Raw genomic sequence first — 21,876 nt, forward strand, 5'->3', positions numbered from 1 at the left:
CCGCAGGCCCGCCGGGGCGGCCGGCTGCCGGTGCTGCTCACCGCCGTCGGCCTGCCCGTCCTCGGCGGTGTCGCGGACGAGCTCGGCGGCCCCGGGGTCGGCGTGCTCTTCGCGGTCGGTGCGGTCGGCGGGACGGGTGCCGCGGCGGCGCTGTGCAGCCGGGCCGGCCGCTGGTGGGTCGTCACCGCGGCCCCGCTCGTGGTGCTGCTCGGCGCCGCCGGCATCGAGTACCTGGCGAACCGGGACGCGTACCAGGGCAAGCAGCTCGGCACCGGCGCGCTGCGGTGGGTGGTGGGGGCGTTCCCGGTGATGGCGGCGGCGGTGGGGGTCGCGCTGCTGGTCGTCGCGGTCCGCATCGCGCTCGACCGCCGACGGCTCCGCAGGGCGGGCACCCCGGCCGGAAGGAGCCGTCGTGGCTGAACGCGCCGCCCGCCTCCGCCCGCGCGGCCGCGCCCCGCGCCGCGGCCCCGCCCCGCTGACCGTCGCCGGGCGCACGCTCGCCTGCACCGTCTCCGTCGCCGTCCTCGGCGCCAGCGGCTTCACCTGGTACGAGTACCGCAGCCTCGACGACGGCATGACCAAGTCCACCGCGCTGAGCGAGGCCAAGAAGAACGCCCCGCCCCACCTCGACAAGTCCGTCAACCTGCTGCTGATCGGCCTCGACAGCCGCAAGGACATGGACGGCAACGACCTGCCCAAGCAGTTCGTCGAGGACGAACTGCACGCCGGGTCGAGCGAGATCGGCGGCTACAACACCAACGCCCTGATCGTCCTGCACATCCCGGCCAACGGCGGCAAGGTCACCGCGCTGTCCGTCCCGCGCGACGACTACGTGCAGACCCTCGGCGCCGACGGCAAGATGCACAAGATCAAGGAGGCCTACGGCATCGCCAAGGTGGCCGCCGAGCAGAAACTCGCCGGCAAGGGGCTCTCCAAGGCCGACCTGGAACGGCAGAGCCGCGAAGCCGGACGCTCCGCCACCATCCAGACCGTGCAGGGCTTCCTCGACGTCCCGATCGACCACTTCGCCGAGGTCAACCTGATCGGCTTCTACGACATCGCCAAGGCCGTCGAGCCGATCCAGGTCTGCCTCAACCACCCCGTCGACGATCCGATCACCGCCCGCACCGCCGCCCACGAGGGCGGCGGCACCGGCCTCAAGCTCCCCGCCGGCATCAGCTCCCTCAACGCCGCCCAGGCCCTCTCCTTCGTCCGCCAGCGCCACCACCTCGCCAACGGCGACCTCGACCGCACCCACCGGCAGCAGGCGTTCATCTCCTCCGTCGAGTACCGGCTCAAGCAGCAGGGCATCCTCAACGACTTCGGGCAGATGCAGAAGCTGTTCGGAGTGGTGAAGAAGGACGTCGTCATCGACAACGAGTGGAACATCCTCGACTTCGCCCAGCAGGCGCCCAACCTCACCGGCGGGAACGTCGAGTTCAACACCCTGCCGATCACCGGGTTCAAGACCGTCGGCGGCCAGGAGGTCAACACCGTCAACCCGGAGCTGATCAAGAAGATCGTCCGGCAGCTGTTCAACCGCGAGCCGGCCCCCGTCCAGGCCGTCCCCGCACCCACCGAGACGGCCGCCGAGACCGCCACCCCCTCGCCGTCCGCCGCCTCCCCGACCGCGACCAGGGCCGTCGTGGACGTCAACGCCGTCGCGGGCGCCGGCACGGCCGCCACCGAGTCCAAGGCCCTCACCGAACTCGGCTACCAGCCGGGGAGGATCGGCGACGCCGCCGCCAGGACCAGGGCCACCACCGTCGCCTACGGCAGCGGCGCCAAGGCCGACGCCCAGCAGCTCGCCACCCGCTACGGCGTCACCGCCACCGCGGCCGCCGTCGTCGCCCCCGGCCACATCGTCGTCACCCTCGCCGTCACCCGCACCCCCAGCCCCTCCGCCGCCGCCACCACCGGGCCGGGCGACGCGGCCACCGACCCCGCCGCCGGCCTCCCCATGCAGGGCCCCGCCGTCAAGGCCGGCGGCATCCCCTGCGTGGACTGACGGGGGCGGCGGGCGCCGCGCGGCCGCACCCACGAGGCGGTGGGCGAACCGGCCCGGCGGCCGAACCGGCCGTCACGGGAGGGGAGTCCGGCCCCGGGCGCGCTGGACGAGCAGGCCGACCAGCCACAGCAGGACCGCCGTGGCGCCCACCGCGGCCAGCACGTAGGTCGCGGGCATGTCGTCGTTGGGGTAGTGGTCGCCGGCCACGCGCACGGTGGCCGGGTCGTCCGCCGCCGCCTCCAGGGGGACGGTCATCCCGACGTGCGGCTTCTCGACCCGTTTGAGGCCGAGCGCCGACGTGCGGTAGTCGCGATCCCCCACCCGGTAGGTGACGGTGTAGAGCCAGCCGCCCTTGCGCAGGGCCACGGCGCTGACCGTCCCGTCGACCCGCAGCGGCGCGGCGTCTATCCGGCTCGCGGCCCGCCACTGCGCGGACGCGGCGAACAGGCTCCAGCAGAGCACCAGCAGCGAGACCACCGCGCCCGCCAACGGAAGGGACCACACCCGGCGTAACACTGCCTTCATGGCCCGGACGATACCCGCCCCGTGACGGGCCGTCGGTGGCCGGGGCGCCGCCCCCTTCGAGAACGACACGGCGGTGGACTTCGCCGACGGCCTGGCGCCGACGCCGCCGGATCAGGGGGAGGAGCCGTTCCGAGGCTTCGTCAATCCTGCTTCCTGGCAAGCCAGTAGAGCAGTGCGGCTAGACTGGTGGCCGCGCCGAGGAGGCAGACGGCCGTCCAGCCCCAGTGCTCGTAGACGACGGTGGAGCCGATCGCGCCCGCCGCACAGCCGGCGGAGTAGAGGAGCATGTACCCGGCGGTGAGCCGGCTCTGCGCCTCGGGGCGGACCTGGTACAGCAGGTGCTGGTTGACCACGTGCACGGACTGCAGGCCGTAGTCGATCACCACCATGGCGAGCACCAGCCACCACACCGAGTGCGGCAGCAGGGCCGCCGGGATCCAGGCGGCGAACATGGCCAACAGGCCGATGCCGGCGGTGCGTTCGGCCCGGCCGCGGTCGGCCTGGCGGCCCGCGCGGCCGGCACCCAGGGCTCCGGCGGCGCCGGCCAGGCCGAACAGCCCGATCTGGGTGTGGCTGAGACTGAACGGCGGGGCGGCGAGCGGGAGCACCATCGGGGTGAGCAGGACGGTGATGGAGGTGAAGGTGAGCAGCGCGAGGACCGCCCGGGCGCGGAGCACGGGCTCCTCGGCGAAGAGGGTGAACACCGAGCCGATCAGCCGGGGGTAGCTGATCCGTGCGGTCTGCCTGGTCTGCGAGGTCTGCGAGGTCTGCGAGGTCGGTGCCGACGGGCGGTGACGTTCGGCCGGGAGGACGACCGCGACGGCGATTGCCATCGCGCCGGTGGCGACGGCGGACACCACGTAGACGGCGCGCCAGCCGGCCAGGTCGCCGATGGTGCCGGCGACGGTGCGGGCGAGCAGGATGCCGACCACGATGCCGCTGGTGACGGTACCGACCACCCGGCCCCGGTCGGCTGGCGCGGCGAGCGAGGCCGCGTACGCGACGACGACCTGGGCGACCACCGCGAGGACTCCGACGGCGGCCATCGCGGCGAGCATCAGCGGCGCGGAGGGGGCGAGCGCGACGGCGGCGAGGGCGAGCACGGAGAGCCCGAGCTGGGCGGTGGTGAGGGTGCGGCGGTTGACGTGGTCGCCGAGCGGGACGAGCAGCAGCAGGCCGAGCGCGTAGCCCGTCTGGGTGAGGGTGCCGACAAGCCCGATGGTGGCCGGGTCGATGCCGTAGTCCGCGGCGATGAGGTCGAGCAGGGGCTGTGAGTAGTAGACGTTGGCGACGGCGAGGCCGCAGGCGACGGAGAGGAGCCAGGCGGCGGCGGGTGGCAGGCCGCGTGGGGGCGCTTCGGCGGCGGTGGCGCGGGTGGGCGAGGTCATGGGCGGGACTTCCTGGTGGCGGGCGCGGCCGGACTGGTTTCAAAGTGCTACCGAGCCACCCTGGCATACTGTGGTTTCAATAAGCAACTACGCGACTCGCCGCTAGGCTGGGCGCCGACCGGTGGAAGGTGGGAGAAGTGCCGAAGCGCACCACGCACGAGGAGTCGACCTGCCCGGTCGCCCGCCCGCTCGACGTCGTCGGCGACGGCTGGACGCTGCTGATCGTCCGCGACGCCTTCGACGGGCTGCGCCGCTTCGGGCATTTCCAGAAGAACCTGGGCCTCGCCAGGAACATCCTCTCGGCCCGCCTCACCAACCTGGTCGCCAACGGGGTGTTCGAGCTCGCGCCGGCCGCCGACGGCAGCCCGTACCAGGAGTACGTGCTGACCGAGAAGGGGCGCGCCCTCTTCCCCGTGATCACCGCGCTGCGGCAGTGGGGCGACCAGTGGTTCTTCGCGGAGGGCGAGCCGCGCGCCCGGCTGGTGGAACGCGGGACGGGCGCGCCGATCGAGGCGATGGAGGTCCGCGCGGCCGGCGGCCGGGTGCTGGGGCCCGAGGACGCCGAGGTGCTGCTGCCCTGAGACGCGCCGCCGCCGCCACCGGCGGACGGGCGGCCGGTGGCGGCGGGTGGTGCGGGTGGTGTGGGGGAGTCGGGCGGATCAGCTGGGGGTGGCGCTCCCGGCCGTCGCGGTCTTCGGGGGTTCGGTGGCCGTCGCGGTGGTGCCGGGGGCCGTGCCGTTGGTGGTGCCGTTGGTGGTGTTCGTCGCGGTGGAACCGGTCGTGGTTGCCGGGGCCTTGGTGCTCGGCGTCTGGGTCGGGGTCTGGGTCGGCGTCTTGGTGGTGGACGAACCCGTGGACGACCCCGTCGAGGAGCCTGCGGACGACCCCGTGGACGAGCCGGTCGAGGACCCGGTCGAGGAGCCGGTGGACGCGGACGAGGTGCCGGTCGTCCTGGTCGTCCCGGTCGGGGTGCCCGAGGAGGTGGACGACGTTGCCGAGGCGGAGCCCGTCCCGGTCGAGGCGCCCGAGGACGTCGCCCCGGACGAGGTCGAACCCGAGGTCGTCGCCGAGCCGGACCCGGAGGTGGCCCCGGAGGACGAGGCGGAGGTCGAGTGCGACGTCGAGGCCGTGCCCGCCGGCGTGGTGGGCGTCATCTTCCCCGGCGGCGGGACGCCCGGCGCCAGCGGCCCCTTGGGCGGTCCGACGTTCCGGTCGACCACGTCGATCCGCCCGGTCAGCCGGGAGAACCAGCCGCCCGTCTCGATGTTCACCAGGATGATCTCGGTCACCGGCTGCGGCGCGGGCACCACGACGACCAGCGTGGTCGGGTGGAAGCCGGCCCATGCCTTCCCGGTGTACTTGGCGTCGCTCACCAGCACCGGCGGCTTCAGCGGGTTGCCGCAGGAGCAGCGCACCCGGAGCACGCCCTGGGAGTCCACCAGGACGGCGGTGCCGGCCTGGAGCGCGGACTGGTACTCGGCGACGGCGCCGCTCTTGTAGTTGTGGTTGGTGACCCGGGTGTCCACCCGCAGGTAGGCCGAGGTCAGCGAGCGCAGGTAGGACGGGATGTCGGACTGCTGGACGCCCGCGGCGGAGGCCCAGGCGCGGCCGGAGTCCCCGCTGGAGACCATCCCGATCAGGCGCTCGGTGTCGCAGCTGGGCCTGGTCATCGTCCCGCCGTACAGCCCGGCGGAGCTGCCCTCGACGCTGTGGATCACCGCCGGGGAGGCGGCCGTGGACCGGCCGCCCGGCCCGGACTGCGGAGCCTGGGCGGACTGCGGCGCCGGCCCGGACTGCGGTGCCTGCCCGGACTGCGGCTCCTGGGCGGGGGCGGGGGCGCTCACCCCCTGGGTTTCCACCGATGGGGTGAACGGGTCCGGCCCCGGGTCGGCCGGGGCCTGGAGGGCCACCTCGTTGGCGGCCGGCAGGGTGTCGTGGTGACCGCCGCCCTGGCTGTTCACGATCAGTACGGTGGCCACCACGGCCACCGCCAGCGTGCCGGCGGCCAATGCGAGCCCCCGCCCGGAGCGCCACCACGGCGTGTGCGGCCCCCGACCGCCGCCGGAGGACGGCCCTGACGGACCGGACGGCCCTGACGGACCAGACGGCCCGGAAGGCCCGGAAGGCCCGGAAGCGCCGGATGACCCGGGCGGCGGCCCGAACTGGCCGCCGCCCGACGGGGGACCGGCCAGCGGGCCGGACGGGGGGCCGTGGGGCGGCTCGCTCGGCGGGCCGGACGGGGGCGGTTGGGAACTCATCGAGGCTCCGTTTCGCAGGCGGCCGGCGGATGCGCCGACCCGGGAAGCTCCTGCCACTGGCCTCCATTTCCCCCCCGGCTCCCCACCCGCCGCAACAGCAGGTGCGGAGACCGTCGCCGAGCGTGCCCGCCGGGTGTCGGCCACCCTGGAACGCGAAGCCCGACGCACCGAGGAGGCGCCATGCAGCAGCCCACCACCCGGGTCGCGGGCCCGCCCGGCGCCCTGCGCGGCTGGCTGGACGCGCTCGCCGTGGTGCTGGCCGGGTTCGCCGCCATGGCGGCGGTGGCCGCGCTCGGCCTCTGGCTGGCCGGCGCCGACGACCTCCCGGGGGGCGGCTTCCCGGCCGTGCTGGCCGGGGCGGTGGTACTGGCCGTCGGCGGCGCCGTCCAACTCGACGGCGGAGCAGGGCAGTTCGCCGCAGTGGATGCCGGTATCAGTGCCATGCCGCTGTCCGTCTCGCTGGCCGGTGCGGTGGTGATGGCCGAGGTGTTCCTGCGTCAGCTGCGTTTTCGCGCGGTGGCCGGCGGCGGCGAACTGCTCGGCCGGATCGCCCGCACGGTGGTGCTCTGGCTGGTCGCCCTCGCGCTGCTCACCCTCGGCGCCCGGCACACCTTCGTCGTCCCGCTCGGCGGCGACCTGGCGCAGACCATCGGCGGCGCGCTCGGGCTCACCCCGGAGGTCGGCTTCCACGCGGACGCCCCGAGCACGGTCGGCATCGGGCTGGCCTGGCTGCTCGTCGTCCTCGCGGGCACCTTCGCGGTGTCCCGGCGGGCGCCGCTGCCGCGCGCCCTGCTGCCCTACCAACTGGCCGTCCGCCCAGCCGCGTTCGCGCTCTGGCTGGTCCTGCTGGCGTACCTGGTGATCGGGCTGGCGGCCGGGGTGCTGACCGCGATCGTGCACGGCAACGCCCGGCAGACCCTGGCCGTGCTGCTGCTCGCCCTGCCCGACCTGGCCTGGCTGGCCTTCGGCGTCGGGCTCGGCGCGCAGTGGCACGGGCGGCTCAGCGGCGCGCTCGGCCTGCCGGTGCCCAGGCCGCTCGCCGAGGTGCTGCGGGCGCCGGACGGGCAGCAGGCCACCATCAGCCTGGGCACCCTCGCCGACCAGGACGCGCGCAGTTGGTGGCTGCTGCCGCTGGCCGCCGTGCTGCTGCTCGCGGCCGGTTTCCTCGCCGCGTACCGCTCGCCGCGCACCGTCCGGCTCTGGCAGCACGCCGTCCGGTTCGCCCTGGCCAGCGCGGTGACGGTGCTGCTGGTCGGGCTCTGGACCAGGGCGGACGCCGACTACGGGCTGTCGGTGCTCGGCGTCGGCGTCGGCCAGGGCGGCCTCGGCGACCTGATCGGCTCGCTCCTCGGCGGCGCCAACCCGCTGGCCGGCCTCGGCAGCGGCAGCCTCACCCTGCGCCCGGTGCTGTGGACGGCCGTCCCGCTGGCGGCGGGCTGGGGCCTGCTGGCCGGCGCGCTGGGCGCCCTGCTGGCCGCCCGCACCGGCCGCCGGGGCGAGGTCACCAGCGGCGACGTCCCCGGTGGCGAGGTCTCGGGTGGCAAGGTGCCCGGGGCGGGGTGACGGCTGCCGGGCGGCGCGCGCTCAGAACGCCTCGGCGATGAGGATCGCCGCCGCCGGCAGCGCCTGGGCGAGGGCGCCGCGCCAGACCTTCGGCTCCGAGGCGAAGAGGGTGATCCCGCCGGCGGCCATGAACGCGGCGACGTAGCTGATCACGGCGCGGCCGGAGGCGGCGTGCCCGGTGTGCAGCAGGACCAGTCCGGCGACCAGGCCGAGCGCCAGGAACAGGTTGTAGAAGCCGACGTTGAAGCGCCACAGCCGGACCTCCGGCGCGTCCGCCGTGCTGCCGGTGAGCAGGAAGCGCACCCGCGGGTGGCCGTACAGGAAGCTCTCCAGCGGCCACGCGAGGAGGTGGACCGCGGCGGCGATCACGGCGAAGACCTGGCTCACGGCGTTCATGGCGGTCGGCTTCCTGAGGGGTCGGTTTCCTGGCGGGTCGGTTTCCTGGGGGGCGGTGGACGGTACGGCGCTCACCACGGCGGCGGGTGGACGACCGGGGCGGCCCACGCGGGCGGCTCGGGCACGACGGCCGCCGCGGCGAGCCCGGGGACGACCGCCTGGACGACCCGGGTCGGCGGCCCGTTCCCGCTCCCGCTCCACGCCCTCGGCGCGGCGCCGAGGCCGGGCACGACGGCGGTGGCCGCGCGCAGCTCGGCGACGAACTGCAGGCAGCTGGCGTAGCGGTCCTGGGGGGCCTTGGCGAGCGCCCGGGCCACCGCCGCCCCGACGGCGGCGGGCAGGTCGGGGCGGTGGTCGCGCAACGCGGGCGGCGGGTCGTTGAGGTGCGCCCAGAGCAGCGCCACGTCGCTCTCCCGGCGGAACGGCGGGGCGCCCGCGAGCATCTCGAAGACCACGCAGCCGAGGCCGTACTGGTCGCAGCGCCCGTCCAGCGGCTTGCCGGAGATCTGCTCGGGCGCGGCGTAGTCCAGCGTTCCGACGATCTGGCCGACGCTGGTCAGGCCGCTCAGCGAGAGGGACTTCTTGGTGAGGCCGAAGTCCGCCAGGTACAGGTGCTCGGGGTGCTCGCTGTCCGTCCCGGCGGCGACCAGCACGTTGCCGGGCTTGACGTCCCGGTGGACCAGGTCGTGGTCGTGCGCGGCGTCGAGCGCGGAGGCGATCTGCAGGGCCAGCTGGGCGGTCCGCTCGGCCGAGAAGGGGCCGCCCCGGTTCATCAGCCCGCGCAGGTCGCCGCCCTCGACGTAGCGCATCGCGATGAACAGGATGCCGTCGTGCTCGCCGGCCTCGAACACCGGGATGATGTGCGGGTGGTCGATCGCGGCGGCGGCCTCGGACTCGTGCATGAAGCGCTGCCGGAACACCTCGTTGCGGGCCAGTTCGGGGGCGAGCAGTTTGACCGCGACGGTCCGGCCGAGCCTCAGGTCCTTGGCCCGGTACACCACGGCCATGCCGCCGCGGCCGATCTCGCGCTCCAGCCGGTAGCCGGCGATCCGGCGCCCGACCATGCCGGCCGGCAGGCCGGGTGCGGACGGCCGGTCGGGGTGGTCGAGCTGGTCGGGATCGTCGGCACGGCCGGGGTGGTCGGACTTATCGGCATGGCCAGGGTGGTCTTCGGGCACCCGTTCGGCCGGGGTCACGGCGCGCCCGGCCGGGTGGGGGCGTACGGAGCGGGCGCGGGCCCCGGCGGGACGGCGGGGGCGGGCGACGGCGTGGGCGACGGTGTGGGCGACGACCTGGGCACCGGCCGGTCGGTGGCCGCGTACGTCTGGAGCTGGAGCCCGTCGCAGTAGCACCAGCGGTCGCGCACCGGGTCGAACACCCAGAGCGCCTCGGCGTCCACGACCAGGCCGATCCGCAGGCCACGGGTCCGCTCCCGGAAGGCCTCCAGGTCCAGGGCGCCCGCCGCGAGGTCCTCCAGCAGGGCCCGGTAGCGGGCCACCGCGGCCTCGGCCTCCACGAGCGCCGGGCGCGGGTCCGCCGTCCGGGCGGGCGGGCCCCCGGCGGTGGGCGGCGGCTCCGGGAGGGCGACCAGCAGCCGGCCGTCGACCCAGGCCGTCCAACCGTTGGAGCAGAGGATCTGCGCCCAGTCGCCCTGCCGGGCGACCACCCGCACCGGCAGCAGCGCGTCCAGCCGGGTGGCGGGCCGGGCCGGGTCCGGGGCCGCCCAGGTGGCCATCCCGGCCGGCGGGGCGACGTGGGTGGGGCGGAACGCGAACTCGTCCATGGGCGGCTACATTTCCTCCGCCGCGCGAGCCCGCGGCTGCGCGCGGTCATAGCGATGGGACTCGCACCACAGGTCGCTTCCCACTGTACCGGCGGTGGTCGGTCGGGGCCCGGGGTCGCCCTTCGAGGCTCAGCGCCGCATGATCGCGGGCTCGTGCCGCCGCAGCAGGGCCAGCACCAGCAGCCCGTACGCGACCGCGAGGCCGGGCAGCACCGCGATGTCGAACAGCCAGCCGGCGCGCTCGTGGCGGAACATCGGGTCGGCGGTGATCGCGGTCGGGAAGATGCCGTGCAGCTCGACGGTGCGGGCCATCGCGGCCATGCCCCAACGGGACGGGATCAGCCAGGCGAACTGCTCCAGCCCGGGCACGCCGTGCAGCTTGAGCATCAGGCCGCTGAAGACGATCTGCACCACCGAGAGGAGCACCAGCAGCGGCATGGTGGCCTCCTCCTTGTCCACGATCGCCGAGACCACCAGGCCGAGCATCATCGCCGAGAACGCCAGCAGCGCGACCGCGATGATCAGTTCGGGCAGCTGCGGCATCACCACCCCGGTCGGCACCGCCCAGGAGAGGTCCACCCCGGCCAGGCCGACCACGGTCAGCACGGCGGCCTGGGCGACCGTGACCGTGCCGAGCACCACCACCTTGGAGACCAGGTACGCCGATCTGGACAGTCCGACCACGCGCTCGCGGCGGTAGATCGCCCGCTCCTTGACCACCTCGCGCACCGAGTTGGCGGCGCCGGTCAGCAGGCCGCCGATGCACAGCGTGAGCAGGCAGTTCACGGCGTTGTCGGGGGTGAGCCGGGAGCCGGCCATCACCCGGCACATCAGGCCGATCACGAAGGGCAGCACCACCATGATGGTCAGGAACAGCCGGTCGGCGGCGAGCACCGCGGTGTACCGGCGTACCAGGGTGCCCAGCTGGGAGAACCAGCCCTGCGGCTTCTCCCAGCCGATCGGGTCCCGCCCGGCCGCCGGTGCCTGCGCCGGCCCCGCCGCCTCCGGCGCTCCCGATGCCGCGGCCGGCGCTCCCGGCACGGCGGCCGGCGTCAGGGACACCGCCTCGGCGGCGACGTACCGCTCGTACTGCGGGGAGCTGCGGAAACGGCGCTGCCAGGCCTCGTGGTCCTCGCTCTCGAAGGCCTCGAAGGCCTCCGGCCACTCCGCGAAGCCGAAGAACGCCAGCGCCTCGCCCGGCGGGCCGTAGTAGGCCGTCCGGCCGCCGGGGGCGAGCACCAGCAGGCGGTCGCACACGTTCAGGCTCAGCACGCTGTGCGTCACCACGATCACCGTCCGGCCGTCGTCGGCCAGCCCGCGCAGCATGTGCATCACCGAGCGCTCCATGCCCGGGTCCAGACCGGAGGTCGGCTCGTCGAGGAACAGCAGCGAGGGCTTGGTGAGCAGCTCCAGCGCGACGCTGACCCGCTTGCGCTGGCCGCCGGAGAGGCTGCCGATCACCTGGTCGGCCCGGCCGGCCAGGCCCAGCTCGTGGACCACCTCGACGACCCGGGCCTCCCGCTCGTGCTTCGCGGTGTCGCCGGGGAAGCGCAGTTCGGCGGCGTAGCCGAGCGCGCGGCGGACGGTGAGCTGGGTGTGCAGGATGTCGTCCTGCGGCACCAGGCCGATCCGGCGGCGCAGTTCGGCGTAGTCGCGGTAGAGGTCGCGCCCGTCGTACAGCACGGTGCCCTCGTCGGCGGGGCGCAGCCCGGTCAGGGCGTTGAGCAGGGTGGACTTGCCGGCGCCGCTCGGGCCGGCCACCGCCAGCAGGGCCTTCTCGGCGAGCGGGAAGCTCACGTCGTCCAGCAGCACCCGGTGGTCGGAGCCGACCCGGACCACCAGGTGCCGTACGTCCAGGGAGATCTCGCCGGTGTCGGTGTACTCGACCAGGTGGTCGTCGGAGAGGCAGAGCGCGGAGTGGCCGATGCCGACGATGTCGGCCGGGCCGACCGGCGCCCGCTGCACCGGGCGGCCGTTGTGGTAGGTGCCGTTGTGGCTGTCCAGGTCGACGATCTCGTAGCCGCCGCCGGGCAGTTCGCGCAGCTCGGCGTGGTGGCGGGAGACCACCAGGTCGTCCAGGACCAGGTCGTTGTCGTGCGAGCGGCCGATCCGGACCGTGCGGCCGGGCAGCTGGAGCACCGAGCTGGGGCTGCGGAAGGTGCCGGAGGCCTGCGGGGCGAGCAGGGAGGGCCGCTCGCCGGGGTCGGGGCGGGGCAGGCCGGCGAAGGTCGCGGACGGGCCGTCGGCCGGGTCGCCGAAGCGCAGCCGGGTGCCGGGGCCGATGTCCTCGCGGTCGACCCGGTGGCCCTGGTCGTAGGTGCCGTTGGTGCTGCCGACGTCCTCCAGCAGCCAGTGCCCGTCGGTGGCCCGCAGCACGGCGTGGTGCCAGGAGACCCGGGGGTCGTCCAGGACGATCTCGCTGGTCGGGTCGCGGCCGAGGTGGTAGGCCAGGGCCGGGTCGATCAGCAGCGACCCGGTGTCGGTGACCAGGACGAGGGGCGGCGCGGTGGGTGCGCCCGGGCGCTCTCCCATGCTGGGCATTCTATCGCCGCAGCAGTCCAGCGGCCTTTCCGGATCCCGGGATTGGACTGGACCACTGTGACGGCGCGGCACTATCGTTCGGCGTGCCCGCACGCCACCCGCAGAACAACCGGGGACGGAACGCATGAACAGTTGGCCGGTGTTGCGAAGATCCCGGACTGTCAGGGCCGGCCGCGCCCCCGGAACGGTGCTGCACTGCGGCCTGATGGACACCATGCTGGCGGACCTCGCCGTCTCGGTCGTGCTCTACTTCGACCAGGCGCTGGACGAGGACCGGCTGGCCGCCGGACTGGCCCGCGCACTGGACCGGGTGCCGGTGTTCGCGGGGCGGCTGCGCACCGGCGGGGGAGGCGCCCTCGAAGCGGTCTGCGACGACTCCGGCGTCCCGCTGGACGTCTACACCGTGGCCGGCACGCTCGCCGAGGCGATGGGCCGGGTGACGGCCGCCGGCTCTGAACTGGTCGATCCGGTGGACGCCCCGGCCGCGCGCGGCGGCGGCGTCCCGCTGCTCACCGTCCGGGTCACCCGCACCGGCGACGGCGGGACGGTGCTGGGATGCTCCTGGCACCACGCGATCGGCGATCTGCACAGCTTCATGCTGCTGCTGCGGATCTGGTCGGCGGCGGTCGAGGACGAGGAGCCTCCGGAGGCCGAACTGGTCGAGGACCAGGACGAGTTGCTGGACCGGGTGCTCCCGGCCGAGGACTGCGGACGGCCCGGCTTCCGGGTGCCCTCGACGGTGCAGGCGCAGCTGCTGGCCCGCGAGGTGGCGGTCGGTCCGCGGGCCAATCGGACCGTCCAGATCTACTTCGGGGACGCCGAAGTCGAGCGGATGCGCGCGGAGTTCAGTGCGACGGCCGGCCGGCGGCTCTCCTCCGGTGACGTGCTCTGCGCCCATGTCGTCAGCACCATAAGGGAGTTGGACGGCGACGGGGCGGAGCGCTGGCTGACCGTACCGGTCAACGCCCGGCGCTGGCTCGGACTCTCACCCGCCCTGGTGGGCAACCTGCTGGGCGACGTCCACGTGTCGCACCGGCCCGAGGACGGCCCGGCGGTGCTCGCGGGCGCGCTGCGGGCGGCGGTCGAGGAGTTCCCGGCCGCCCACCTCAACCTGCGTTCCAACCTGGGCTTCCTGGCCTCGCTCGGCCGCTCCCGGCTGCGGGACTGCGTGCCGCTGGGCTTCGACCCGCAGGAGCGCCGGTTCAGCTTCTCGAACTGGAGCCGGTTCGGGGCCTATCGGGTGAGCTTCCAGGGGCACCGGCCGGTGTTCTTCAGCCCTGCCGCCAACTACCCTCTTCCCTGGGTGAGTTGGACGGTCGAGGGGTTCGGCGGCGCCGGCTACCTGACCACCGTGGTGCTGCCGGCCCGGCTCGCCGCCCGGGTGCGGGGGGCGGAGGGCCGGGCCGCGCTGCACCGCTTCCGGACGGCGGCGGACGAACTGCCCGCGTCGGCCGCCGCCGTCCCGAAGGTGGTCTGAGCCGCACCGCGTAGTGCGAGGCACGACGCGCGGGGTGAGCCGCGCCCCGGCCGCGCTACGCGAAGGCGGCCTCGATCGCCGTCCACAGCTGCACCCGGGCGCGCAGCGCGGTGCGGACGGTCTCGGCGCACTCGTCCCACTTGGCCTGGTCGTCGCCGCACAGGTCGATCAGCATCTGCATCGCCATCGGGGTGTGCTGCTCGCCGTCCACCTCGATGTGCCGGGCCAGGTAGTCCTTGAAGACGGTGAGCACGCCGTCCGGGTCGTCGATGCCGACCACCTGGGCGAACATGTCCGGGATCAGGTCCTCGCGGCCGAAGGCGAAGGCGGCGGCCCGGCAGTGCACCGGCGCGTTCTCGATGATCGACCAGGTGGTGCCGGTGAAGTCGACGGCGGCCTGCGGCACCGCGGCGGCCTTCAGCGCCTCCGGGACGGCGGTGCCGGTGCCCAGCAGCCCCAGGAACTCCTCCACCGGGCCCGGGTCGGCGCCGGCCTGCCGCATGCCCTCGACGTACAGCTCGAAGTGGCTGGTGTAGCCCTCCCCGAGTTCGTCGCTCTCCTCGACCAGCACGATCTCGTTGATCAGCCGGCGGCTGGCGGTCGGCCCGCTCGGGACCCACGGGACCTCGACGCTGGTGAGGTCGCGCTGCAGGCTCTTCAGCAGCGACATGAAGTCCCAGACCGCGAAGACGTGGCTGTCCAGGAAGGTGCGGACGCGCCCGATGCTGGTCAGCCCGCCGTACACGCCGTGGCCGACCACCTCGCGGCGCAGCGGGTCGATGGCCTGCTGGAGGCTGGTCAGGCCGGGGTGCGAACGGTCCCAGTGGTAGCGGTTGGTGGACAAGGCGGCTCCTTCTGCTCGGGGGTCTCGGGGGTCTCAGGGGTGCTTGAGGACGGCGTGCAGGGCGTGGCGCAGTTGCTCGCGGCCGGGCTGCAGGGCGCGGTCGAGGGCGGGGGCGAACGGCAGGACGGTGCCGTCGGGGCGGGTGACCCGGCGGGGCGGGGCGATCAGGCGCATCTCCTCGGAGGCGGTGGCCAGCACCTCCGCGGCGAAGCCGCAGCTGCGGTTGGAGTCGTCGAAGACGACCAGCCGGCCGGTGCGTTCCAGCGAGGCGGCGAGCGCGGCCCAATCTAGGGGGTACAGCGTGCGGGGGTCGAGGACTTCGACCGAGATGTCCTCGGCGACCTCGTCTGCCACGGCGAGCGCGTCGTGCACCAGGTGTCCGACGGCGACCACGGTGACGTCGGTGCCGGGGCGGTGGATCCGGGCCCGGCCGAGCGGGATCGGCGCGAGGTCCCAGGTGACGGTCTCGCGCACCGGGAGGGCGGCGGCGGGCGCGAACACCACGACCGGGTCCGGGTCGCGGATCGCCGAGCGCAGCAGCCCGTAGGCGTCGGTCGGGGTGGCGGGCACCACGGTCTTCACCCCGGCGTGCGCGAACAGGCTGTACGGGTGGTCGGAGTGCTGCCCGGCCCAGCCGTCCCGGGAGCCCGAGCCGGGCACCAGGCAGGTCAGCGGGACGCTCGCCTGCCCGCCGGTCATCAGCGAGAACTTGTGTGCCTGGTTGACGAGTTGCTCGAAGACCAGGAACAGCAGCGAGGGGATCTGGAACTCCAGCACCGGGCGCCGCCCGGCGAGCGCCGCGCCGATCGCCATGGCGGTGAAGGCCTGCTCGGACAGCGGGGTGTCGACGATCCGCTCGGGCCCGAAGCGGTCCAGCAGACCGAGCGTCGGGCCGGCCATCCCGGCGCCGATGTCCTCGCCGAAGACGCAGACCGCCGGGTCGGCGGCGAGTTCGTCGGCGATCGCCCGGTTGAGGGCCTTGGTGTACGAGAGCCTGGTCATGCCACCGCCCCGGCTCGGGGCCGCAGGCCGTCGGCGTACAGGTGGTCCAACGCGCCGGCCGGGTCGGGGTGTTCGGAGGCGAGGGCGAACTCCTCGGCGGCGGCGAGCTGGCGGGCCACCGCGTCGTCGAGTTCGGCGACGGCCGGCTGCTCCAGCTGGGCGGCGGCCCGGGGGAGCGGGTCGCGGGCGCGCCAGGCCTCGACCTCCTCGGGGGTGCGGTAGTGCAGCTTCATCCGGCGTTCCATGGTGTGGTGGCCTTCGTAGCGGTAGGTGCGGCATTCCAGGAAGCCGGGGCCGCCGCCGGACCGGGCCCGTTCCACCGCGCGCAGGGCGGCGGCGCGGACGGCCTCGGTGTCCATGCCGTCCACCTCCTCGGCGGGGATGCCGAAGGCGGCCGCCCGCCCGGTCGCGCTGCCCGCGACCGCGGTGGCGGCGGGCAGGGTGGTGGCGTAGCCGTTGTTCTCGCAGACGAACACCACCGGAAGCTGCCACATCGCGGCGAGGTTGAACGACTCCAGCAGCACGCCCTGGTTGAGCGCGCCGTCGCCGAAGAAGGCCACTGCCACCCGGCCGTCCCCGGCCTGCCGGGCGGCCCAGGCGGCGCCGACCGCGATCGGGGCGCCGGCGCCGACGATGCCGTTGGCGCCGAGGATGCCCAGCGAGAGGTCGGCGGCGTGCATCGAGCCGCCCCGGCCGCCGTTCAACCCGTCGACGCGGCCGGCGAGTTCGGCGAGCAGCCGGTGCGGTGCGGCGCCCCGGGCGAGTACGTGGCCGTGGCCGCGGTGGGTGCTGGTGAGCCGGTCGGCGGGGCCGAGCGCCGAGCAGACGCCGACCGCGACGGCCTCCTGCCCGATGTACGGGTGGATGCCGCCGGGGATCGCGCCGGCCTTCACCAGGCCGAGCGCCAGCTCCTCGAAGCCGCGGATCAGCCGCAGCATCCGGTAGCGCTCGGCCGGCGTGTCCAGCGGCGCGGTGCCGGGAGCAGCGGCACCGGGAACCGCGGCGTCGGGAGCCGCGGTGCCGGGGGGCACGGTCGCCGGGGGAGCCGTCACCGGGCCCCCCGCCAGATGGTCGGGCAGAACTGCGGGTCGGCGTAGTCGGGCCGGCCGTCGGCGGTACGGCGCACCAGCACGTCGTGGTTGTACACCACCGGGCCGCCGTCCGCCCGGGTGTGGTGGCGGTACTCGTTCGCGCCGTCCTGAAGGTGCAGCGAGACGGCCCGGCGCGGGAAGGAGGCCAGGTTGGGGCCGCTGCCGTGGTAGGTGCGGCAGTGGTGGAAGGACATGTGGCCGCGCGGGATGTGCATCGGGACGATGCGCACCTGCTGCCCGTTGTGGGCGGCGTTGGCGGCCAGGATGTCGTCGAGTTCGGTGCGGTTGCGGTCGGCGAAGTGGCGGGTGGAGTCCTCGCCGGAGTCCAGCTCCCGCCAGCGGTGGCTGCCGTCCACCATGGTGATGGTGCCGTTCTCCTCGCGGCAGTCGTGGAACGGGATGAACGCGGTGAGCATCTCCTCCGAGGTGGAGGTCTGCCAGTAGTGCTTGTCGAAGTGCCAGGGCACCTGGTTGCTCGGCTCCCCGGGCACCGGCGGCTTGTAGATCAGGGTCGCCTGGAACACCCGGATCTCCTCGGCGCCGGCCAGCAGGGCGGCGACCGCGCCGATCAGCGGCTTGCGCAGGATCGCGCCGATGGCGTCGCTCTCGTAGTGCACGTAGTCGTTGTGCCGCTGGATCGGGCCCTGCGAGGGCTCCCAGGCGGCCAGGCGCGGCGGGCGGGCGGGCAGTTCGCGGTCGCGGTGGCCGCCGTAGTAGAGCTCGGTGGCGGCCTGGAGGGTGTCCAGTTCCTCGTCGCTGAACAGCTTCCGGGACAGGTACCAGCCGTGCTCGCGGTAGTGGGCCACCTCCTCGGGCGTGGGCAGCAGGGCGTGTTCGGCCTCGCTGAGGCGGAACTCGACGGCGGTGGTCATGGGGTGTGCCCCTTCTTGAGGTGTGGGCGGCGGTCAGACGGCGGCGTCGGAGCTCTGCCGCTCGACGGCCTCGTACAGGGCCTTGATGTTCGCGGTGCCGAAGGTGCCGGCGCCCTGGCGCTCGATCAGCTCCAGGAAGTACGTCCGCCGCGGGTGGGTGGAGCGGACGAAGATCTGGAACAGCTGGCCGCCGTGGTCCTGGTCGACGAGCACGTGCAGGTCGCGCAGGGTCTCCACCGGGATGGCCGTCTCGCCGAACCGCTCGGCCAGGGCGTCGAAGTAGGCGCCCGGGGTGCTCAGGAACTCCACGCCGTTGGCCCGGGCGGTCCGGACGGCGGTGGCGATGTCGCCGGTGCGGAAGGCCAGGTGCTGCACTCCGGCGCCGTCGTGGGAGGCCAGGAACTCGTCGATCTGGCCGGGCCGCCGGGTGGTGTCCGGCTCGATCAGGGTGAAGGTGACCTCGCCGGAGGCGCTCTGCACCACGCTGGAGTCCATGGCCTGCTGGCCGACCTCGATGTACTCGCCGAAGATCCGGTGGAAGCCGAGCGCGGCCTCGCAGAACCGTACGGCGTCGGCGAGTTCGCCGGCCGGGACGCAGATCGCGACGTGGTCCAGGGCGTCCAGCAGGCCCGGCTCGTCGGCGGGTTCGGCCGTGGGCAGCGGCACGAACCGCAGGGCGGTGTCGCCGAAGCCGGCGATCAGCCCGCCGGCCCGGTCCAGCACGCGGGCGCCGTGCCGCTCGGCGCGCTCCAGCGCGGCCTGCGGGTCGGTGCAGGCGAGGGCGAGGGCGGCGACGCCGTCCCCGTGCCGGGCGACGAAGCCGGCCACCGGGTGGTCGGGGTCGGCGGCGGAGGCCAGGTGCATCCGGATCGAGCCCTGGCGCAGCCGGATGGTGCGGGCGCCGTCCGGTGCGGTCGCCGGGGCGTCGGCGGTGAAGTCGAAGTCGGCGCAGAGCCCGGCCGCGGTCTTGTCGGCGTCCGCGCAGTGGAACTCGACGTGGGTGATGGACTGGATGGACAACGGGATCTCCCCCGGAGGGATGGAAGGGCGTGGATCGGCGCGCTACTTGGCGGCCCGGGTGGACGCCGGGCCGAGGATCAGGCTGAGGTTGTGGCCGCCGAAGGCGAAGGCGTTGCTCAGCGCTGCGCGCACCGGTGCGGACCGGGCCCCGCCCCGGACGTGGTCCAGGTCGCAGGCCGGGTCGGGGTCGGTCAGGTTGAGTGTCGGCGGCAGCGTCCCCCTCGCCACCGCCAGGGCGGTCACCACCGCCTCCAACGCGCCTGCGGCGCCGAGGAGATGGCCGGTGGCGCCCTTGGTGGAGCTGACCGCGGGCGGGTGCGCGCCGAAGACGGCGTGCAGGGCGGCGGTCTCGGCCACGTCGCCGAGCTTGGTGCCGGTGCCGTGGGCGTTCACGTAGTCGATGTCGCCCGGTGCCAGCCCCGCGTTGGCGAGTGCGGAGCGCATCGCGTCGGCGGCGCCGGAGCCGTCGGGGCGGGGCATGGTCGGGTGGTGGGCGTCGGTGGAGGCGCCCCAGCCGATGACGTCCGCGTACCCGGCGGCGCCGCGGGCGTCGGCGTGGTCGGCACGTTCCAGGACGAGGACGGCGCTGCCCTCGCCGAGCACGAAGCCGTTGCGGCGGGTGTCGAAGGGCCTGCTGGCCTGCTCCGGATCGTCCCAACCCTGGGCGAGCGCACGGGCGTTGGTGAAGGCGGCGGCGATGGTCGGGTGCAGCGAGGACTCGGTGCCGCCGCACACCACCACGTCCGCGTCGCCGGAGCGGATCAGCCGCAGCCCCTCGGCGACGGCCTGGGCGCCGGCCGCGCAGGCCGTCACCACGGCCGAACTGTAGCCGCGGATCCCGTGTTTGATGGCGATCCGGGCGGTGGCCATGTTGGAGAGCATGCCCGGCAGCAGGTACGGGCTGACGCCGGGGCGGCCGCGTTCCAGCCGGCGGTGCGACTGCTGCTCGAAGGTCTCCAGTCCACCGCCGCCGGTGGCCAGCACCACGGCGGTGCGGTGCGGGTCGGCGTCCCGGCCGACGACCAGGCCGGCGTCGGCGAGCGCGTCGTCGGCGGCGGCCAGGGCGAGCAGCACGAATCGGTCCACGCAGCGGGTCTCGGTGGGCGGCAGCACCTCGCGGCCGTCCACGGCGGGGGCGATCCCGGCGGCGGGCAGCCAGCCGTGCGCGGCGTGGCCCTCGGGGACGGCGGTCAGTCCGGAGCGCCCGGCGTTGAGCGCGTCGAACACCTCGGCGGGCTTGCGGCCGAGCGGCGAGACCAGGCCGAGGCCGGTGACGACGGCGCCCTCGCGGCGGGTCATCGGGCACCGGCCGCGGCGTCGAGGTAGCGCTGGCGCAGCAGCACCTTGCGGACCTTGCCGGTGGGGCCGAGCGGGATGTCGTCCCCGGAGACGACCAGCACCTGGCGCACGGTCGCGGCGGCGGCCTCGTCCAGGGCGGCGATGACGTCCTTGGTCCGGTCGGCGGTCGGGTCGGCGTCGGCGGCGAGGATCAGCAGCACGTCGGTGACCACGCGCTCGCCGTCCCGCACGGCGACCACCGTGCAGTCCGCCACGTCCGGGCGGGCGGCCAGCACCCGCTCCTCCGACATGGCGGTGAACAGCCGCTTGCCGTCGCCGAGTTCGACCGAGTCGACGGCCCGGTCGACGTGGTAGTAGTAGCCCTCCTCGTCCCGGTACATCAGGTCGCCGGTGAGGAAGCGGCCGCGGATCCGGGTGCGGAAGGTGGTGGCCGAGTCGTTCCAGTAGCCGAGTGCCAGGGTCGGTGAGGAGGTGGCGAGTTCGCCGACCTCGCCGGGGCCGAGCGGCTCGCCGTCCGGGCCGACCACCTCGCAGTCGACGAAGGCGTGCGGGCGTCCGACGCAGCGCCCGTAGCGCTCGGTGCCGGGGCCGTGGGTGATGAAGAAGTGCGAGTGGCCCATCTCGGTGGAGCCCAGGCCGTCGACGAACAGCGAGCCCGGCGTCCGGGTGCGGCCCGCGCGGGTGACGGACTCCCGGCTGCCGACGGCGATCAGGCGGCGGATGTGCACCTCGTGCGCGCAGTCGCCGGTGTTCCACCACAGGGCGACGGTGGCGAGGTCCCGGGCGGCGAGGTCGTGGTGGGCGAGTTCGGCCCAGGTGGCGGCGAAGCCGATCACCCCGGTGGGCCGCCACTGCTCGATCGCGTCCAGCACCCCGGCGCCGGACTGCCGTGACAGCACGGCGAGTTCGGTGTGCGAGCTGAGCGCCAGGTTGAGCGCGATCAGGGTGGCGGCGTGCGGCGCGGGCAGTGCGCTGAGCATCCGGTCCTGGCCCTGCGGGCGGGGCAGCCGCAGCCGGTGGCGGATCGCCGCGTACAGGCTCGCGTGCGAGTGGACGACGGCCTTGGGCATTCCGGTGGTGCCGGAGGAGTGGGTGATCGCCACCGGGTCGCCGGACCAGTGCCGGTACGGCTCGGGGGCGGCATCCGGGTCGCCCGTGCCGAGGGTGGAGATCTCGGGCAGCAGCGGCGCGCCGGGGTCGTGGCCGGCCAGCGCGGCCAGGTGGGCCGGGTCGGCGAGGACGCCGACGGCGCCGAGGCGGGCGATGTAGCGGGCGGCCCGCTCGCCGTCCACGTTGGGGTTGAGCAGCGCGGGGATGGCGCCGAGCCGGGTCAGGGCGAGGAAGGCGAGCACGTGGTCGGCGGCGTCGCTGGCGAAGACCACCACCGGGTCGCGCCGGGTGATGCCGAGGGCGTGCAGGGCGGCGGCGCGGGCCCGGACGGCGCGGTCGAGCTCGCGCAGGGTGAGCGGCTGCCAGGCGGGGTGGTCGTCCACCGGGGTGTCGAAGGTCAGCAGCGGTTCGTCGAGGCCGAGGCCGAGTGCGAGCCGGGCGGTCAGGACGTTGCCGGCGCCCACGTCGGGGTCGTCCGCGATCAGGCTGCGGACACTGCGGATGGTCACGGGGTGGATCCCTCCCTCGGGGCCGGAGACGGCCCGGGCGGCTGATCGGTTGGCGTGGGTCGGACGGCCGCGCGGGCGGCGACGGGTGTCGGCGAGTGCTCGGTGGGCTGTCGGCGGGTGCGACGGGGCCTGGGTGGGTGACGGGGCCGGGTGCTGGTCTGCCGGGTGCGGCTGCTTCAGTCGTCGGGCC

The 21,876-nt window shown here is 74.7% G+C and carries 19 protein-coding genes; 5 read left to right on the plus strand and 14 right to left on the minus strand.

Annotated features, from left to right (window positions below):
* Both ACFWPI_RS33855 and ACFWPI_RS33860 read left to right on the plus strand, forming a co-directional pair.
* On the plus strand, positions 1-420 hold a 420-nt coding region (locus ACFWPI_RS33855), incomplete at its 5' end, for a DUF6542 domain-containing protein (RefSeq protein WP_380425231.1).
* Entirely contained in the window at positions 413-2,008 is a 1,596-nt protein-coding gene (locus ACFWPI_RS33860; protein WP_380377486.1) for an LCP family protein, read from the plus strand. The genes ACFWPI_RS33855 and ACFWPI_RS33860, both read left to right, overlap by 8 nt.
* 72 nt (positions 2,009-2,080) lie before the next feature.
* Here ACFWPI_RS33860 and ACFWPI_RS33865 read toward each other — a convergent pair whose 3' ends face one another.
* Entirely contained in the window at positions 2,081-2,533 is a 453-nt protein-coding gene (locus tag ACFWPI_RS33865; RefSeq protein ID WP_363582502.1) for a hypothetical protein, read from the minus strand.
* A gap of 140 nt (positions 2,534-2,673) precedes the next feature.
* Positions 2,674-3,921 carry an MFS transporter gene (locus ACFWPI_RS33870; protein WP_380377483.1) on the minus strand — a complete coding sequence of 416 codons (1,248 nt, stop codon included), beginning with the start codon at positions 3,919-3,921 and terminating at the stop codon, positions 2,674-2,676.
* 137 nt (positions 3,922-4,058) lie between these two features.
* Here ACFWPI_RS33870 and ACFWPI_RS33875 point away from each other — a divergent pair, with 137 nt between their 5' ends.
* Entirely contained in the window at positions 4,059-4,502 is a 444-nt protein-coding gene (locus ACFWPI_RS33875; protein WP_380377481.1) for a winged helix-turn-helix transcriptional regulator, read from the plus strand.
* A 78-nt stretch (positions 4,503-4,580) separates the two neighbouring features.
* Here ACFWPI_RS33875 and ACFWPI_RS33880 read toward each other — a convergent pair whose 3' ends face one another.
* Positions 4,581-5,930, minus strand: a complete 1,350-nt coding sequence (locus tag ACFWPI_RS33880; RefSeq protein ID WP_380377479.1) for a DUF6777 domain-containing protein — start codon at positions 5,928-5,930, stop codon at positions 4,581-4,583.
* Positions 5,931-6,359: 429 nt separating this feature from the next.
* Between ACFWPI_RS33880 and ACFWPI_RS33885 the strand changes: the two genes are divergently transcribed.
* A complete protein-coding gene (locus ACFWPI_RS33885) occupies positions 6,360-7,742 on the plus strand; it encodes a streptophobe family protein (protein WP_380377477.1) in 1,383 nt (460 codons plus the stop codon).
* 21 nt (positions 7,743-7,763) lie between these two features.
* On the opposite strand, the gene ACFWPI_RS33890 is transcribed toward ACFWPI_RS33885, so the two are convergent.
* The 4 genes from ACFWPI_RS33890 to ACFWPI_RS33905 form a co-directional block, all read right to left on the minus strand.
* Complete coding sequence (locus tag ACFWPI_RS33890; protein WP_063350652.1) at positions 7,764-8,138, minus strand: DUF1304 family protein; 375 nt, start codon at positions 8,136-8,138, stop codon at positions 7,764-7,766.
* A gap of 71 nt (positions 8,139-8,209) precedes the next feature.
* A complete protein-coding gene (locus ACFWPI_RS33895; protein ID WP_063351672.1) occupies positions 8,210-9,202 on the minus strand; it encodes a serine/threonine-protein kinase in 993 nt (330 codons plus the stop codon).
* A 128-nt stretch (positions 9,203-9,330) separates the two neighbouring features.
* The gene (locus ACFWPI_RS33900; RefSeq protein ID WP_380377474.1) at positions 9,331-9,921 is read right to left on the minus strand and encodes a hypothetical protein; all 591 of its coding nucleotides are present in this window, start codon (positions 9,919-9,921) and stop codon (positions 9,331-9,333) included.
* 129 nt (positions 9,922-10,050) lie between these two features.
* Entirely contained in the window at positions 10,051-12,453 is a 2,403-nt protein-coding gene (locus ACFWPI_RS33905) for an FHA domain-containing protein (RefSeq protein WP_380377472.1), read from the minus strand.
* Between the two features lie 214 nt (positions 12,454-12,667).
* Here ACFWPI_RS33905 and ACFWPI_RS33910 point away from each other — a divergent pair, with 214 nt between their 5' ends.
* Positions 12,668-13,939 carry an acyltransferase gene (locus tag ACFWPI_RS33910; RefSeq protein WP_380377470.1) on the plus strand — a complete coding sequence of 424 codons (1,272 nt, stop codon included), beginning with the start codon at positions 12,668-12,670 and terminating at the stop codon, positions 13,937-13,939.
* Positions 13,940-13,994: 55 nt separating this feature from the next.
* Here ACFWPI_RS33910 and ACFWPI_RS33915 read toward each other — a convergent pair whose 3' ends face one another.
* From ACFWPI_RS33915 to ACFWPI_RS33945, 7 genes are read right to left on the minus strand one after another with little or no spacing between them, the layout of a single operon-like run.
* On the minus strand, positions 13,995-14,783 hold the full coding sequence (locus ACFWPI_RS33915; RefSeq protein ID WP_063350656.1) for a DUF3050 domain-containing protein: 789 nt from the start codon (positions 14,781-14,783) through the stop codon (positions 13,995-13,997).
* 33 nt (positions 14,784-14,816) lie between these two features.
* A complete protein-coding gene (locus tag ACFWPI_RS33920) occupies positions 14,817-15,785 on the minus strand; it encodes an alpha-ketoacid dehydrogenase subunit beta (protein WP_380377468.1) in 969 nt (322 codons plus the stop codon).
* Complete coding sequence (locus ACFWPI_RS33925; protein ID WP_380377466.1) at positions 15,782-16,837, minus strand: thiamine pyrophosphate-dependent dehydrogenase E1 component subunit alpha; 1,056 nt, start codon at positions 16,835-16,837, stop codon at positions 15,782-15,784. The genes ACFWPI_RS33920 and ACFWPI_RS33925 overlap by 4 nt, the downstream gene beginning before the upstream one ends.
* Complete coding sequence (locus ACFWPI_RS33930) at positions 16,834-17,748, minus strand: phytanoyl-CoA dioxygenase family protein (RefSeq protein ID WP_380377464.1); 915 nt, start codon at positions 17,746-17,748, stop codon at positions 16,834-16,836. The genes ACFWPI_RS33925 and ACFWPI_RS33930 overlap by 4 nt, the downstream gene beginning before the upstream one ends.
* A gap of 33 nt (positions 17,749-17,781) precedes the next feature.
* Positions 17,782-18,768 (minus strand): 4-hydroxyphenylpyruvate dioxygenase, encoded by a 987-nt coding sequence (gene hppD, locus ACFWPI_RS33935; RefSeq protein ID WP_380377462.1) that lies wholly within the window; start codon positions 18,766-18,768, stop codon positions 17,782-17,784.
* Positions 18,769-18,810: 42 nt separating this feature from the next.
* Positions 18,811-20,067 carry a beta-ketoacyl synthase gene (locus tag ACFWPI_RS33940; protein WP_063350660.1) on the minus strand — a complete coding sequence of 419 codons (1,257 nt, stop codon included), beginning with the start codon at positions 20,065-20,067 and terminating at the stop codon, positions 18,811-18,813.
* Positions 20,064-21,686, minus strand: a complete 1,623-nt coding sequence (locus tag ACFWPI_RS33945; protein WP_380377459.1) for a class I adenylate-forming enzyme family protein — start codon at positions 21,684-21,686, stop codon at positions 20,064-20,066. The genes ACFWPI_RS33940 and ACFWPI_RS33945 overlap by 4 nt, the downstream gene beginning before the upstream one ends.
* Between the last annotated feature and the right edge of the window lie 190 nt (positions 21,687-21,876).

The organism is Kitasatospora sp. NPDC058492 (assembly GCF_042720685.1).
Lineage (GTDB): Bacteria > Actinomycetota > Actinomycetes > Streptomycetales > Streptomycetaceae > Kitasatospora.